This window comes from Halomonas flagellata, assembly GCF_022487945.1.
In the GTDB taxonomy this organism is placed as follows: domain Bacteria; phylum Pseudomonadota; class Gammaproteobacteria; order Pseudomonadales; family Halomonadaceae; genus Halomonas; species Halomonas flagellata.
In genome coordinates this window covers 1-14825 of the sequence record NZ_JAKVPY010000013.1, presented here as the reverse complement: position 1 = coordinate 14825, position 14825 = coordinate 1, and the positions used below count along the sequence as shown (strand labels likewise).

The 14825-nt window shown below is 68.4% G+C and carries 16 protein-coding genes and 1 rRNA gene; 7 read left to right on the top strand and 10 right to left on the bottom strand.

The window, feature by feature from the left end; all coding sequences use genetic code 11:
• Positions 1-24: 24 nt before the first annotated feature.
• Both MKP05_RS11930 and MKP05_RS11925 read right to left on the bottom strand, forming a co-directional pair.
• Positions 25-2403 carry an AsmA family protein gene (locus MKP05_RS11930; RefSeq protein WP_240568479.1) on the bottom strand — a complete coding sequence of 793 codons (2379 nt, stop codon included), beginning with the start codon at positions 2401-2403 and terminating at the stop codon, positions 25-27.
• Positions 2400-2852, bottom strand: coding sequence for an acetyl-CoA sensor PanZ family protein (locus MKP05_RS11925; RefSeq protein ID WP_240568478.1), 453 nt, complete (start codon positions 2850-2852; stop codon positions 2400-2402). The genes MKP05_RS11930 and MKP05_RS11925 overlap by 4 nt, the downstream gene beginning before the upstream one ends.
• Before the next feature lie 195 nt (positions 2853-3047).
• Between MKP05_RS11925 and hisB the strand changes: the two genes are divergently transcribed.
• The 5 genes from hisB to MKP05_RS11900 all read left to right on the top strand — a co-directional run bounded on the left by hisB (position 3048) and on the right by MKP05_RS11900 (position 6494).
• Entirely contained in the window at positions 3048-3641 is a 594-nt protein-coding gene (gene hisB, locus MKP05_RS11920; RefSeq protein WP_240568477.1) for an imidazoleglycerol-phosphate dehydratase HisB, read from the top strand.
• A 31-nt stretch (positions 3642-3672) separates the two neighbouring features.
• Positions 3673-4314 carry an imidazole glycerol phosphate synthase subunit HisH gene (gene hisH, locus MKP05_RS11915; protein ID WP_240568476.1) on the top strand — a complete coding sequence of 214 codons (642 nt, stop codon included), beginning with the start codon at positions 3673-3675 and terminating at the stop codon, positions 4312-4314.
• A gap of 100 nt (positions 4315-4414) precedes the next feature.
• On the top strand, positions 4415-5173 hold the full coding sequence (hisA, locus tag MKP05_RS11910) for a 1-(5-phosphoribosyl)-5-[(5-phosphoribosylamino)methylideneamino]imidazole-4-carboxamide isomerase (RefSeq protein ID WP_240568475.1): 759 nt from the start codon (positions 4415-4417) through the stop codon (positions 5171-5173).
• Between the two features lie 3 nt (positions 5174-5176).
• Positions 5177-5950 carry an imidazole glycerol phosphate synthase subunit HisF gene (hisF, locus tag MKP05_RS11905; RefSeq protein ID WP_240568474.1) on the top strand — a complete coding sequence of 258 codons (774 nt, stop codon included), beginning with the start codon at positions 5177-5179 and terminating at the stop codon, positions 5948-5950.
• 25 nt (positions 5951-5975) lie between these two features.
• Positions 5976-6494 (top strand): hypothetical protein, encoded by a 519-nt coding sequence (locus MKP05_RS11900; protein ID WP_240568473.1) that lies wholly within the window; start codon positions 5976-5978, stop codon positions 6492-6494.
• A 9-nt stretch (positions 6495-6503) separates the two neighbouring features.
• Here MKP05_RS11900 and MKP05_RS11895 read toward each other — a convergent pair whose 3' ends face one another.
• Together MKP05_RS11895 and MKP05_RS11890 are read right to left on the bottom strand one after the other, a co-directional pair.
• Entirely contained in the window at positions 6504-7082 is a 579-nt protein-coding gene (locus MKP05_RS11895) for a YjaG family protein (RefSeq protein ID WP_240568472.1), read from the bottom strand.
• A gap of 132 nt (positions 7083-7214) precedes the next feature.
• The gene (locus MKP05_RS11890) at positions 7215-7508 is read right to left on the bottom strand and encodes an MGMT family protein (RefSeq protein ID WP_240568471.1); all 294 of its coding nucleotides are present in this window, start codon (positions 7506-7508) and stop codon (positions 7215-7217) included.
• Positions 7509-7555: 47 nt separating this feature from the next.
• On the opposite strand from MKP05_RS11890, the gene MKP05_RS11885 reads away from it, so the two are divergent.
• The gene (locus MKP05_RS11885; RefSeq protein WP_240568470.1) at positions 7556-8251 is read left to right on the top strand and encodes a type 1 glutamine amidotransferase; all 696 of its coding nucleotides are present in this window, start codon (positions 7556-7558) and stop codon (positions 8249-8251) included.
• A 13-nt stretch (positions 8252-8264) separates the two neighbouring features.
• On the opposite strand, the gene mnmH is transcribed toward MKP05_RS11885, so the two are convergent.
• The 5 genes from mnmH to MKP05_RS11860 all read right to left on the bottom strand — a co-directional run bounded on the left by mnmH (position 8265) and on the right by MKP05_RS11860 (position 13400).
• Positions 8265-9380 carry a tRNA 2-selenouridine(34) synthase MnmH gene (mnmH, locus tag MKP05_RS11880; protein WP_240568469.1) on the bottom strand — a complete coding sequence of 372 codons (1116 nt, stop codon included), beginning with the start codon at positions 9378-9380 and terminating at the stop codon, positions 8265-8267.
• Positions 9377-10414 carry a selenide, water dikinase SelD gene (gene selD, locus MKP05_RS11875; protein ID WP_240568468.1) on the bottom strand — a complete coding sequence of 346 codons (1038 nt, stop codon included), beginning with the start codon at positions 10412-10414 and terminating at the stop codon, positions 9377-9379. Before selD ends, mnmH begins: the two co-directional genes overlap by 4 nt.
• A 65-nt stretch (positions 10415-10479) precedes the next feature.
• The gene (gene radA, locus MKP05_RS11870) at positions 10480-11856 is read right to left on the bottom strand and encodes a DNA repair protein RadA (protein ID WP_240568467.1); all 1377 of its coding nucleotides are present in this window, start codon (positions 11854-11856) and stop codon (positions 10480-10482) included.
• Between the two features lie 85 nt (positions 11857-11941).
• Positions 11942-12394 carry a copper resistance protein NlpE N-terminal domain-containing protein gene (locus MKP05_RS11865; protein WP_240568466.1) on the bottom strand — a complete coding sequence of 151 codons (453 nt, stop codon included), beginning with the start codon at positions 12392-12394 and terminating at the stop codon, positions 11942-11944.
• 109 nt (positions 12395-12503) lie between these two features.
• A complete protein-coding gene (locus MKP05_RS11860) occupies positions 12504-13400 on the bottom strand; it encodes an AEC family transporter (protein ID WP_240568465.1) in 897 nt (298 codons plus the stop codon).
• Between the two features lie 129 nt (positions 13401-13529).
• Between MKP05_RS11860 and hisC the strand changes: the two genes are divergently transcribed.
• The gene (hisC, locus tag MKP05_RS11855) at positions 13530-14585 is read left to right on the top strand and encodes a histidinol-phosphate transaminase (protein ID WP_240568464.1); all 1056 of its coding nucleotides are present in this window, start codon (positions 13530-13532) and stop codon (positions 14583-14585) included.
• A gap of 121 nt (positions 14586-14706) precedes the next feature.
• Here hisC and rrf read toward each other — a convergent pair.
• Positions 14707-14822 (bottom strand): 5S ribosomal RNA (gene rrf, locus MKP05_RS11850).
• Positions 14823-14825: the final 3 nt, after the last annotated feature.

Sequence of the window (14825 nt, the reverse complement as noted above, 5' to 3'; positions counted from 1 at the left end):
CGCAGGGACTGACTTGCTTGATGCTCAATCGAACAGACCGCGCAGGGCGTCACGAAGTTCCTCGCCCGAGCCTCCGCCGAGGCGCTCATCGAGATCCTCGATGGCACCCTCGAGCCGCTGCTCGACCTCCTCGCCGGCGCGCCGGCTTGCCTCGTCACGCAGCAGTTCGGCCACCGTGCCCCGGAAGGCCTCGCGATCGAAGCGGCACCAGTCGCTGCTGTCATCGCCGAGACCGCCCTCGCAGCGCACCGGGAAGGGCACCCGCTCGAGCCGGGGATTGACGTTGCAGGCCGCATCGGCGGTATCGACGAAGCGTGCCGCGGCGCGCAGGCCGAAGCGTTCGCTGACCAGGTCGAGCTGGCCCTCGCCCCCCAGCTCGATGCCCGGGATGGTGACCAGCAGGTCGTCGCTGTGGACGGTGCCGTCGCGCAGCTCGAAGGTCGCGTCGGCGCGGTCGAAGCGGGTGTCGGGGGGCCAGTCGCGGGCACTCTCCTCGCCTTCCAGGGTGGCCACCGCGGTGCACAGCTCGCGGGAGACGTTGACCTCGAGGATCGCTCCCTCCTCGAGGCGTGCGGCGAAAGGACCGCTGAGCTGGCGCTTCAGCTCCGGCCAGGTATTGCCACGGGAGGTCAGCTCCCCTTCACCACTGAGCCGCCCGCGCAGCGGCGCCGGCTCCTCGCCGAGCGCCTCCAGCAGGGAGTCGATACGCACCCGGGAGAGTTGCGGCGCCAGGGCCCAGCTCAGCGGCTCGTCACGCAGCCCGAGCTCGCCGCTGGCCGCCAGGGTGCCCTCCTGGAAGCCCGATTCGAAGGAGACCAGGCGCAGCCGACCGTCACCGCCGGCGAGCGCGAGGCTCACGTCGCTGAAGTCGAGCCCCATCAGGCGCAGCTCGCCGAGGGAGAGCTGGCCGTCGAGAGCGAGCTCCGCCAGCCACTCGGCCGGCACCAGGGGGCGGGGCTCGTCGGCACGCGCCCGCCCGATGCCCGGCAGGCTGCGCAGCGCGGTACTCTCGTCCGCCGTTTCCGACGCGGTCTCCGACACCGGTTCCGCCGGCGGCAGATAGGCATCCAGGTCCAGGCTGTCGCCCTGCAGGTCGAAGTCGAGCAGCCGGCCATCGAGCCCGGCCGCCAGGCGCCCGGTGAAGGTGCTGTCGTCCAGCACCAGGGTCAGGCCGGTCAACTCGAGGCGCTCCCGGTTGCCCTCCAGAGGACTCGTCAGGGCCACGTCGGCGAGCGCCGAGTCGCCGGCCATGGTCGGCATCATCTCCAGCCGCGTGAGCCAGGGGCGCAGCGACAGCGGCGCCAGGCTCAGCTGGCCAGTGTAGGCGGGATCCGTGAGCAGCCGGCTCAGGTTCAGGTTGCCACTGAGCCGCAGGCCGTCCTCGCCGGTCAGCTCCAGCTCGCGCAGCTGGGCGGTCTGCTCGGCGAGGTCGGCGTCCAGGTTGAAGGCCAGCGATAGCGGCAAGGTCTTCTCGCCGAGGCTCGGGTGCAGCAGGCTGGCGTCGAGCTTGCCCTCGTCCAGGCGCAGGCGCCGATCCTCCGCATCGACCACCAGCTCGCTACCCTGCAGATTGGCCTTCTGCTCCCCCTCGACGCCGGCCAGTCGGCTGGTGGTGTTCAGCATCAGCCCCTCCAGCACATAGCGTCCGTCGGCCAGCCCCAGGCTGACCCGGCTCTCGAGGGAGACGTCGCTGGCCAGCCAGGGCGAGCGCTCCAGCTCGCGCCAGTCCAGGGCATCGTGGGTGGCGAGCCGAAATGTCGCCTTGAGCGAGAAGGGCCGGTTGGGGTTGACGTTGCTGCCGGTGATGCCGACCCCCTCGAACAGCATCTCCCGGTCGGCCTGGAGATCGCGGAAGCGGATCTCGCCCTCGCGCAGCTGCACGCTGGCAATGTTCAGGGCCACGCTCAGCTTGCCGGTATCGGCACTGCCGGGGCTGGGGCCGGCACTGGCCGGGGCCAGCGCCCCCTCGGCGGCTTCGCGATCCTGGGCGAGGCGTTCGAGCAGTACCTCCCAGTTGCCGCGCCCCTCCTCGTCGCGCTCCAGATTGAGCCGCATGCCGTCCAGGGTCAGGCCATCGATGGCGATCTCGCCACGCAGCAGGGGGGCGAAGGAGAGGCTCACCTCGGCACGGCTGAAGGCGGCGAAGGAGGCCTCCTCCTCGACCTCCTGGTCGGGCAGCCAGGCCTCGGCCTTCTCGACGCTCACCCCGAGCCGCGGGTAGAAGGACCAGGTCAATGGCCCCTCCAGCGACAGCTCGAGGCCGCTCTGCTCGCGCACCACTTCGATCAGGCGAGGCTTGAGGTCATCGGGATCGAAGAAGGTGGTGACGTAGACCACCGCCCCGACCAACACCAGCGCGAGGACACCAATGGCCGCCAGCAAGGTGCGCAACAGCCGCTTCATTGCTCGCCTCCCCGTCCCGGAAGGTTGAGTTCGAAATAGTCGCCGGCCTGAGTCAGGCGATAGCCGAGCCGGGCGAGCAGCATCTGGTCGGCCACCGGCAACTGTGACGAGGGCGCGCGCAGCTTGCGTCCCTCGACCAGTGCCGACTCTCCGACCAGGGCCAGCAGCCGTGACCCGACGCCGCGCCGGCGGGTGGTCTTGCGCACGCAGCAGTGCGACAGCCACCAGGCCTCGCCGTCATCTTCCACCGCCACGGCACCGAGCAGGCGATCATTGAAGCGCGCACAGAAGAAGAAGTGGCTGGCCGCCAGGTGCTCGCGAATGAAATCGTCCACGGGCAGCGGCAGACGCTCGGCAGGGGCATCGGCGTAGATACGGGCGAGGTCGAATCGCGCCTGGGCATCCGCTTCCCAGGCGGCCCAGTCGACGGGGTGGAGTGTCACCGGCATGCTTGGATCTCCCTGAGCCGGGGTGGCGAGGCTCGCCACCGCTGAATTGGGCATATTGTAGCGGATGGGGGGGGCAATTCTCTATAATGGCAGGCTCGCGGCGACCGGCACAGCAGTGCGTTCGCCCATTCGCCTCACGGCCCGGTGTCTGGCACCGGCCCTATCCGATATGCGCCCTGGCGCTGGAGATCCGACATGTCCGAGCGTATCGCCACGGTCACCCGGAACACCCGGGAAACCCAGATCACCGTCACCGTCAATCTCGACGGCGAGGGGCGCCTGGCCTGCGAAACCGGCGTGCCCTTCCTCGACCACATGCTCGATCAGGTGGCCCGCCACGGCCTGATCGACCTCGATATCGAGGCGGTGGGCGACCTGCATATCGATGACCACCATACCGTCGAGGACCTCGGCATCACCCTGGGCCAGGCCTTCCACCAGGCGATCGGCGACAAGCGCGGCATCCACCGCTACGGCCATGCCTACGTGCCCCTGGACGAGGCCCTGTCGCGAGTGGTGGTGGACTTCTCCGGCCGCCCGGGGCTGTTCATGAATGTCGAGTTCACCCGTGCCAGCATCGGCCGCCTCGATACTCAGCTGTTCTGGGAGTTCTTCCAGGGCTTCGTCAATCATGCCCGGATGACCCTGCACATCGATAACCTCAAGGGCTTCAACGCCCACCACCAGGCGGAAACCATCTTCAAGGCCTTCGGCCGCGCGCTGCGCATGGCCGTGGAGCCGGACCCGCGCATGGCCGGCCAGATGCCATCCACCAAGGGCAGCCTCTGAGGCCGCCGAACGATCACACGAGGAGCGCTCCATGACCATTGCCGTCATCGACTACGGGATGGGCAACCTGCATTCCGTCGCCAAGGCACTGGAACACGTCACCCACGAGAACGTGATCGTGACGCGGGATGCCCGTCGCATCCGCGGCGCCACGCGCCTGGTGCTGCCCGGCCAGGGCGCCATCCGCGACTGCATGGGCGAGCTCGAGCGCACCGAACTGCGCGGGCTGGTGGAAGAGCTGCTCGCCCAGCAGGCCAAGCCGCTGTTGGGCATCTGTGTCGGCCAGCAGATGCTGCTCGATCACAGCGAGGAGAACAACGGCATCCACTGCCTGGGGTTCCTGCACGGCGAGGTGAAACGCTTCCCCACCGACATGCGGGACGACCTCGGGCAACGCCTCAAGGTGCCCCACATGGGCTGGAACCTGGTGCACCAGCACCACGATCATCCACTGTGGGCCGGCATCGACCAGGACGAGCACTTCTATTTCGTGCACAGCTACTATGCCGAGGCGAGAGATGACGCCGCGGTGTTCGGCACCACCGACTACGGCCGGGTCAGCGCCCATGTCGCCATCGGCCGCGATGCCACCTTCGCCGTGCAGTTCCACCCCGAGAAGAGTTCACGCGCCGGCCTCAGGCTGTTGGAAAACTTCGTGCAGTGGAACCCTTGAGCCAACTCGACCCGCCTGATCGGCCATTCACAGGCCCCCCACTACTGCACCACTCTTTACAGGACAGGCGCCCGAGGCCGCGCCAACCGAGGACACTGACATGCTGGTAATTCCCGCCATCGATCTCAAGGACGGCAAGTGCGTCCGCCTCAAGCAGGGCCGGATGGACGACGCCACCACCTACGGCGACGACCCGGTGGCCATGGCCGCCCGCTGGGTCGAGGCCGGTGCCCGCCGCCTGCACCTGGTCGACCTCAACGGCGCCTTCGAAGGCTCCCCGGTCAACGGCGAGGCGGTCACCGCCATCGCCCGGGCCTGGCCGAACCTGCCGATCCAGATCGGCGGCGGCATCCGCGAGGCCTCCACCATCGAGCACTATCTCGCCGCCGGCGTGTCCTATGTGATCATCGGCACCAAGGCGGTGAAGGAGCCGGCCTTCGTCGGCGAGATGTGCCGGGCCTTCCCCGGGCACGTGATCGTCGGCCTCGACGCCCGCGACGGCTACGTGGCCACCGACGGCTGGGCCGAGGTCTCTTCGGTGAAGGCCACCGACCTGGCCAAGCGTTTCGCCGACGACGGCGTCTCCAGCATCGTCTACACCGATATCGCCCGTGACGGCATGATGTCCGGTGTCAACGTCGAGGCCACCGCTCAGCTTGCCCGCGAGGGGGGCCTGCCGGTGATCGCCTCGGGGGGCGTGACCGACCTCGACGACCTGCGCGCGCTGATCGAAGCCGGCGAGCCCGGCATTCTCGGCGCCATCACCGGCCGCGCCATCTACGAAGGCTCACTGGACGTGGCCGAGGGCCAACGACTGTGCGACGAACTCACTGCAGGGCTCAAGCGAGCCGGGAGCTGAATCATGGGACTGGCCAAGCGCATCATTCCCTGTCTGGACGTGGACGCCGGCCGCGTGGTCAAGGGCGTCAACTTCATCGGCATCCGCGACGCCGGTGACCCGGTGGAGATCGCCCAGCGCTACAACCAGCAGGGTGCCGACGAGATCACCTTCCTCGATATCACGGCGAGCCACGAGGACCGCGACACCACGGTGGAGATGGTCGAGCGCATCGCCGGCGAGGTGTTCATCCCGCTGACCGTGGGCGGTGGCATTCGTACCTGTGACGACATCCGCACCATGCTCAATGCCGGCGCCGACAAGGTGTCCATCAACACCGCCGCGGTGAACAATCCCGACTTCGTGCGCGAGGCCGCCGAACGCTTCGGCAGCCAGTGCATCGTGGTGGCCATCGACGCCAAGCGGGTGTCCGGTGAGGGCGAGCCGTCACGTTGGGAGATCTTCACCCATGGCGGACGCCGACCGACCGGGCTCGATGCCGTTGAGTGGGCGAAGAAGATGGTGGAATACGGCGCCGGGGAGTTGCTGCTCACCAGCATGGACCGTGACGGCACCAAGGCCGGCTTCGACCTGGGCGTGACCCACGCCATCAGCGAGGCGGTGACCGTGCCGGTGATCGCCTCCGGCGGGGTCGGCAACCTCGACCACCTGGTCGAGGGCGTGCTCGAGGGCGGCGCCGATGCGGTACTGGCGGCCAGCATCTTCCACTTCGGCGAATACACCATCCCCGAGGCCAAGCGCTACATGGCCGAACGCGGTATCGAGATGCGGCTCTGAGGGGCATACGGGAGACACGGACACGATGCAGTCACCATGGAAGGCGGCGGCAGGTGCCCTGGCCATGCCCCTGCTGCTGGCAGTCGCTGGCCCGGCCACTGCCGAGGCAGGGCCAATCTGGCCCCCCAAGCCGAAGCTGGACCATGTGCTGGTGCAGACCAGCCTCTATACCGACCACTTCAGCCCCGATCCGGAACATACCAACCAGCAGAAGCTGGCCAGCGTGGAGTTGCACAACCCGCAGCGCTGGCTGGTCGGTGCCGCCTGGTTCAAGAATTCCTTCGACCAGCCCGCCTGGTACTGGTATGTCGGCCGCGAGTTCCCCTTCTGGCAGCCCACCGAGAACCTGACCTTCCGCGCCAAGCTTACCGGCGGGCTGCTACGTGGTTACAAGGGCGAATACCGTGACAAGATCCCCTTCAATCGCTACGAGATCGCCCCGGCGGCGCTGCCCAGCCTGGGCATGCAGTGGGGGCGATTCGAGTCCGACCTGGTCGTGTTCGGCACGGCGGGCGCCATGATCACCGCCGGCATCCGCTTCTAGCCGAGACCACTAGTCGAGTGACAGCCCCAGGTTACTGACCCCATCGTTGCGGCCCAGACGGCGCAGCGCCTTGAGGGCGTCGCGGTCGAGCCGACCCTCGACCGCCTCCAGCACCGCATCCTGGAAATCGTTCTCGTCGGCCATCAGCGGGTGGTCACGCACCAGCACGGCCAGCCGCCCGGCATCCTCCTCACCCTCGGTGAGCTCGATATAGGCGCGCACGCCACCCTTCGAGACACGACTGACCTCGAGCACCGCCTCCGGGGCCTCGCCACGCAGGGTGTCGAGCAGCGCCGAGAGTGCCACCACCGCCTCCAGGGCCCGCCGGGCACCGAAGCTGTTGTCCTCGGCGGGTGGCTCCAGCTCGGCGAGCTTCTCGGCCTGACGCTCGAAGTCGATCTTCGCGTCACGCACCGCCAGCCGCTCCCAGACCAGGTCGAGGATCACCCTGAGCCCATGGGGGTCTCCCCGGCCGGTGGTCTCGGCATAGAGGCGGTAGTTGGGCAGCAGGCGCTCGCACAGCGCCGCCATGAAGGCCTGCTGGCGGCGCGGGTCGAGCTGCTGCAGGCGCGGGTAGAAGCCGCTCATGGAGTCTCCTTGGGATCCTGTTGTCCGAGTCCTCGATGGATGGCAAGGGGCGTCGGGGAGGACTCCATATAGGGGTTCACAGCGCCTCCCCACAGGCCTGTCGCCGAATCGGCCCCACTGACGTTTCGTAGATCAAGGCCATAGAAGCTCCGCCGGGGCGCGCCCACGGGGATCAAACAGCACGCCCTCGGCGGCCAGGCGCTCGCGCTGCTCTGCGGCGCCGGGATGATCGGCCAGCTTGCGAGAGGCGGTGATGACTCGGAACCAGGGCAGGTCGTGGCCGGCAGGCAGCTCGCGCAGGGCCCGGGCCACCAGGCGCGGCGTGGCGCCCTCGGTCATCGCGGCGATGCGCCCGTAGGTGGTCACCCGGCCGGGTGGTATCTCGGCCAGGATGGTCAGTATCTGTTCCCGCAGCTCCCGCTTCATGTACCCTTGCGCTCCCACCCTGTCCACCCATCGATGGCGAGGCTCCCATGCACCTTCACCTGCTCCAGCACAGCCCCCACCACGGTCCGGCCCGGCTGGCCGACTGGCTGACCAGCATGGGCCACAGCTATACGGTCTTCCATCTCGATGCCGGCGAACTCCCCCCCCGGCTGGCCGACTGCGACGCCCTGGTCGTGCTCGACGGCCCCATGGGCAGCGCCGACGATGACGAGCATCCCTGGCTGCGGCGAGAACGCAAGCTGATCGAGCAGGCCCTCGATGGCAACAAGCCGCTGCTGGGCATCGGCCTGGGCGCGAAGCTGATCGCCTCGGCGCTGGGCGCCGTGGTCTCGGCGGGCACCTTCGCCGAGACCGGCTGGCACCGGGTCGACCTGGCCCCCGGCAGCCCCTTCGACCTGCCGAAGCAGTTCGACGCCTTCATGTGGCACCGCGACGTCTTCGGGCTACCCGACGACAGCCAGCCCCTGGGCGGCAGCGCGGCGAGCCCGGTACAGGGGTTCGCCTGGGATGCCGGCCGGGTGGTGGGCCTGCTGTGTCACCTGGAGGCGACCCGAGACAGCGTGACCGCGCTGCTCGACCACCAGGCCCCGCCCAGTGGCGGCGACACCAGCCCCCATGCCCAGCCACGCGACGCCATGCTCGACGAGCCGAAGCGGTTCGACCTGCTCGCCCCGCTGCTCGATCGCGTGCTCAGCCAGTGGCTGCGCAGCGTCCCGGCCTGATATGGCCTCGGCCTCAGGCCGGCTGGCCTGGCGCCGGGTGCATGGCCTCGGCCGACCACGCCCTGGCCGCCGCAAGGCAGCTCTCCCAGTCCCCCACGTGGAGAAAGCGCCGCTCCGGGTGCTTCTCCAGCTGGTGGCGGTACATGGGGTCGTAGTACTCGGTGAGCAGAGGGGCCAGCCAGGCCTCGTGGGCCTGGCGATTGCCGCGCTCGTGCTCGCGGAAGGCCAGGGCCTGCAGCCGCTGCAGCCGCGCCAACCGGGCACTGCCCAGGCGTTTCCTGAGCCGAGCCAGGGAGCCGGCGAGTTGCTTGCGCATCAGCGCCCAGCCCAGCCAGTCGCCGAACTGCGCCCGATGGACCTCCCAGAGGTCGTCGATGTAGTCCTTGTGGATCTGCGCCAGTCGCCAGTCCAGGGGCATCTCCACCCGCAGCCGCGGGGCATGCTCCATGGCCCGCCAGAAAGTCAGCGGAATGTTCGCGGCCCCGATATGGCGGGACTCGTCCTCGACGACCAGGGGGCCCGGCAGATCCAGCAGGCGTCGCCCCATGGCGTGCTCGAAGTCGATCTGCGAGGGCGCCAGCAGTGGGTGCCGGCCGAACGCGGAGCCCTTGTGGCGAGCACAGCCCTCCAGATCAAGCCCGTTGGGAAGCCGCCGGATCAGTGCGGTCTTGGCACAACCGGTCAGCCCGCCCACTACCAGCAGTGGCTGCTCGGCGGCGGCGTCGATGCGCTCGCACAATGCCTGACGCATTGCCTTCCAGCCCCCGCGGATACGCGGGCGCTCGAGGCCGGCTTCCATCAGCCACTGCTGGGCGACCTGCGAGCGCAACCCGCCACGGAAGCAGTAGATGACGGCGTCGGGATGGGACTCGAGCAGTCGTCGCCAGGCGGCGACCCTGGCTGCCTTGATCCCGTCGCGAACCAGCCGCTCGCCGAGCTCGATGGCGGCCTGCTGACCGCGCTGCTTGTATTCGATCCCGACCCGGTGGCGCTCCTCGTCGTCCATCAGCGGCAGGTTGACGGCACCGGGCAGCGCCCCCTGGGCGAACTCGACCGGGGCACGCACGTCGATCAGCACGCGCCCTTCCCGCAGCAGCCCAAGGTCGGGCTCGACCAGCGGCAAGCTCATCCACGCACCTCGATCACCGCTTCGCCCGTGGCGGCGATGATCTCGCCGAAGGGCACGAGCTCGATACCGTGGGCGCGGCCGATGCGCTCGACGTCGTCCTCCCAGGAGGGATGCACCGAGAGCAGCAGGCCCCCCGAGGTCTGGGGATCGCAGAGCCACTGCCAGTGCGCCTCGTCCATGGCCGGCAGCGAGGCACCCAGCGCCTCGCGGTTACGCCGGGTGCCACCCGGCACCGCGCCCTGGCGGCGGTAGGCCTCGGCCTCGGCCAGGCGCGGCAGGCGACGGAAATCGACCCGTGCGGCCACGCCGCTGGCCGCGCACACCTCGGCCAGGTGGCCCGCCAGGCCGAAGCCGGTGACGTCGGTCATGGCGTTCACGCCCTTGACCGTTGCCAGCTCGACACCAATCCGGTTGGACGCGAGCATGGTCTCCCGGGCCAGGCCCTGATGGCCGGCCTCGAGCAGGCCCTGCTTCTCGGCGGTAGTGAGCAGGCCCACCCCCAGTGGCTTGGTCAGGAACAGCAGGTCGCCGACCTGGGCCCCCTTGTTGAGCTTGAGGTGGGCGAGGTCCACCAGGCCGTTGACCGCCAGGCCGAAGATCGGCTCCGGGGCATCGATGGAGTGACCACCGGCCAGCGCCAGGCCCAGCTCGCGGCAGACCGCCTGGGCGCCGGCCACCACATCGCCGGCGACCTCGGGCCCCAGCTTGTCCAGCGGCCAGCCGAGGATGCCGAGTGCCAGCACCGGTTTGCCGCCCATGGCATAGACGTCGCTGATGGCATTGGTCGCGGCGATACGGCCGAAGTCGAAGGGGTCATCGACGATGGGCATGAAGAAGTCGGTGGTGGCGATCATGCCGCGCCCGTCGCCCAGGTCATAGACGGCGGCATCCTCGCGCCCCTGGTTGCCGACGATCAACCGCGAATGACTGGCGCCCGGCCCGGCCTTGGCCAGGATGCCGTCGAGCACGTCGGGGGCGATCTTGCAGCCACAGCCGGCCCCGTGGCTGTACTGAGTCAGGCGGATGGCGGTCATCTCGTTCTCCTTGGCAATCGTTACCGGCATTCTACAACATGCGGGCGCTTCGTTCGGGACTCACCTCACAACACCTCCAGGGCATCGGCCAACTTGTCCACCGCCACCACCTCCATGCCCTCGGGGTCACGCTTGGGGGCATTGGCACGGGGCACGATGGCCCGCTTGAAGCCATGCTTGGCCGCCTCGACGATGCGTTCCTGCCCGCTGGGCACCGGGCGGATCTCGCCGGAGAGCCCCACCTCGCCGAACACCACCAGCTCGCGGGCCAGGGGACGGTTCTGCAGGCTGGAGACCACCGCCAGCAGCACGGCGAGGTCGGCACTGGTCTCCAGTACCTTGACCCCACCGACCACGTTGAGGAAGACGTCCTGGTCACCGGTGAACAGGCCGCCGTGCCGATGCAGCACCGCCAGCAGCATGGCCAGGCGGTTCTGGTCGAGGCCCACGGCGACCCGGCGCGGGTTACCGAGCGCCGAGTCGTCGAGCAGCGCCTGCACCTCCACCAGGATCGGCCGGGTGCCCTCCCAGACCACCATCACCAGGCTGCCGGAAGCTTGCTCCTCGCCCCGCGACAGGAAGATGGCGCTGGGATTCTTCACCTCCTTGAGACCGTGCTCGAGCATGGCGAACACCCCCAGCTCGTTGACCGCTCCGAAGCGGTTCTTCTGGCCCCGCAGGGTACGGAAGCGCGAGTCGGCCCCGCCCTCGAGCAGCAGCGAGGCATCGATCATGTGCTCGAGTACCTTGGGGCCGGCCAGGGTGCCATCCTTGGTCACATGGCCCACCAGCAGCAGCACGGTATTCGACTGCTTGGCGAAGCGCGTCAGGGCTGCAGCGGACTCGCGCACCTGGGCTACGCCGCCGGGCGCCGAGGCGATGTCCTCCAGGTGCATGGTCTGGATGGAGTCGATCACCAGGATCTCAGGACGCTCGCGCTCGGCCACGGCGAGGATGGTCTCGACACTGGTCTCGGCCAGCATCTTGAGCCCCCGGGTAGGCAGCTGCAGGCGGTGCGCGCGCATCGCCACCTGGGAGAGCGACTCCTCGCCGGTGACATAGAGCACGCTGCGCCCCTGGGCCAGCTTGCAGGCGGTCTGCAGCAGCAGGGTCGACTTGCCGGCCCCGGGATTGCCCCCCAGCAGCACCGCCGACCCCGGCACCAGGCCGCCCCCCAGCACCCGGTCGAACTCCTCGAAGGTCGAGGAGAGCCGCGGCACTTCGGCGAGGTCGACGTTGGCCAGGTCGACCACCTCCCGCGACAGGCCGCCGGCATAGCCGCCGCGAGCGGCCCCGTTGGTCGCGGCGGCGCCGGGCCGCGCCGCCGCCAGCCTCACTTCGCTCAGGGTGTTCCACTCCTGGCAGCTGCTGCACTGCCCCTGCCACTTGCGGTATTCGGCACCGCACTCGGTGCAGACGAAGGCGCTTTTCGCTTTGGCCATGCGGTGCTCTCTATTGTCTTATGGCGCCCATTCCAACGCGGGAGGGCGGCCCGCAGGCCGCCCTCCCGAGTCGCCGCTCGGCCGATCACTGGCGCTGCAGCTGCAGCATCTCGTTGTTCTGGAAGCGACGGCGCTGGGGGTCGATCAGCTCCAGGGTCCGGTCGTCGACACGCAGGAAATAGTAGATCTGGCCCTCTCCGTCCGGGGTGAGCTCGTAGACGGTGGCATCCGGGTCCGAGGCCGTTCCGCCGAGCACTTCCCAGTTGCCGGCATAGTGCTCGTCCGGCGGGTTCTGTGGGTGCTCCCGGTAGGTGGCCTGGAGAGAGAAGGTGCGCTCCTCCGATGCGGACTCTTCGTCGCCGGTCAGTCGCACGTCGAGATCGATTCCGTCACAGTTGCGGCACGGCAGGGTGCCCTGATAGACCACCTCGGTGTCGTCCATTTCGGGTGCCGCGGCACGATCATCGGTCGGGCCGGCCGCACAGCCGGCCAGCAGGGCGAGCAAGGCCGAGCCAGCCAGCAAGGTCCTGATTTGCATTTTAGTCCTCCTAACCAAAGGGCATGACGCCGTGAGCCACGGCAGCCTGGGTGATAGCATAACCTCTCATGTCCTCAGCGGACAGCCTCCGACGCCGAGGGAGGGCCGGTCATGACACGCCCGAATGCACGTAGGCGAATACCACGGCCAACACCACCGGCATCACCACCAGGCTACCCAGGTTGCCGATCAGCACGAGCGAGGCCACCTTGTGCGGCTCCTGCCGGTACTGTTCGGCCACCAGATAGTTGAGCACCGCCGGTGGCAGCGCGGCGAACACCCACAGCGCCGCGGCCTGCAGTCCGCCGAGGCCGAGCAGCCATACCAGTGGCGCGGCCAGCACCAGGCCGGAAAGCGGACAGAGCAACGCCCCCAGCAGTCCGGTCTTCCAGTCACCGAAGTCGATGTCCAGCATCCTCACCCCCAGGGCGAAGAGCAGCAGCGGGATGCAGACCCCGCCCAGCATGTGCAGCGCCTCCAGTAGCCAGCCCGGCAGCGGCACGTCTCCCAGGTTGACACCCAGGCCGGCGATGCTGGACAGCACGATGGGCATGCGCAGCAGCCGCCACAGCGGCGTCCGCGGGCTGAGCATGTAGAGCCCCACCGAAAAGTGCAGCAGCATCTCGACAATGAACAGTACCACCGCCGCCGGCAGCGCCGCCTCGCCGAAGGCCAGCAGCAGGAGCGGAATCCCCATGTTGCCCGAATTGTTGAACATCATCGGCGGCAGGAAGGTCTTCGGCTCCAGCTTCAACCACTTCACCACAGGCCACAGCAGCAATCCCGACCCCAGCACCACCACGGCTCCTGCCAGCGCCAGGCCGACATACTCCTCCAGGGGGGCCTGCCCATCGGCGAGCACGGCGAACACCAGCATGGGCACGAACAGCTCCATGTTGAGGGTGTTCATGCCGCGGATGTCGGGTGTGCGGTAGCGACCATAGAGGGTTCCACAACCGGCGATCAGGAACACCGGCAGCAGGGTCGCGAGGATCTGTGCGGTCATGATGGGATCCAGTGAATTCGGATGCGCGCAAATGGGCACCAGCCTAGCATGCCGGTGGCTTGCGCGGTCAGGCCGCGCACGTCACCATGACCGGAGTCCACCCAACCCGAGCCACCCGAGCGAGTGACCATGAGCAAGTTCTGGAGCCCCGTGGTTCGCGAACTGACGCCCTATGTACCCGGCGAGCAGCCCCGTGAACGCCTCATCAAGCTGAATACCAACGAGAACCCCTACCCCCCGGCGCCAGGCGTCGAGACGGTGCTGCGCGACTTCCCCGCCGACCACCTGCGGCTCTACCCCGACCCGGAGTCCCGTGCCCTGCGCGAGGCGCTCGCCCGTGAGCTCGGCGTGACGATGCAGGAAGTGTTCGTCGGCAACGGCTCCGACGAGGTGCTGGCGCTGGCCTTCCAGGCCTTCTTCTGCCAGGAGCGGCCACTGGCGATGCCCGCCATCACCTACAGCTTCTATCCTGTCTACTGCAAGCTGTATGGCGTCGAGCGCCGTACCCATGTCCTGACCGACCAGTGGCAGGTGGACCTGGATGCCTTCGGCCCCGACTGCGGCGGCGTGGTCTTCGCCAACCCCAATGCCCCCACCGGCCATGGCCATGGTCGCGAGGCCATTGCCGGCCTGCTCGAGCGTGTCACCGAGTCGGTGGTCCTGGTGGACGAGGCCTACGTGGATTTCGGCGGTGAAAGCGCCGTGCCCCTGGTCGCTCGTTACCCCAACCTGCTGGTCACCGGCACCTTCTCCAAGTCGCGCAGCCTGGCCGGGCTACGCCTGGGCTACGCCGTGGGCTCACGAGAGCTGATCGAGGGGCTCGAGCGGGTCAAGAACTCCTTCAACTCCTACCCCATCGACAGCCTGGCCAGCGCTGCCGGCGTCGCGGCCCTGGAGGACAGGGAGCACTTCGATGCATGTCGAGAGAAGGTGATCACCACCCGGGAGCGGACCCGACGGCGCCTGGCAGACCTCGGCTTCGAGGTGCTGCCCTCGCAGACCAACTTCGTGCTCACCCGCCACCCCGAGCTCGATGCCGCCCAGCTGTTCGTCGGGCTGCGCGAGCGCGGCATCCTGGTGCGCCACTTCAATACCGAGGCGCTGCGTGACTTCCTGCGTATCACCATCGGCACCGAGGACGAGATGGACAGCCTGATCGAGACCCTCGAGACCCTCTGCCGTTGACTCCAGTCGCCAGGAATGCGAACGCCAGCTTCATGATGGAAGCTGGCGTTTTCATATTGGCTTCGGCCACAAGTGAAAAAACCCCGAACACGGATGTGCTCGGGGTTTTCTCTGAAGAAGTGCCTGACGATGACCTACTCTCGCATGGGGAGACCCCACACTACCATCGGCGCTGAGCGGTTTCACTGCTGAGTTCGGCATGGGATCAGGTGGTGCCCGCTCGCTATGGTCGTCAGGCGA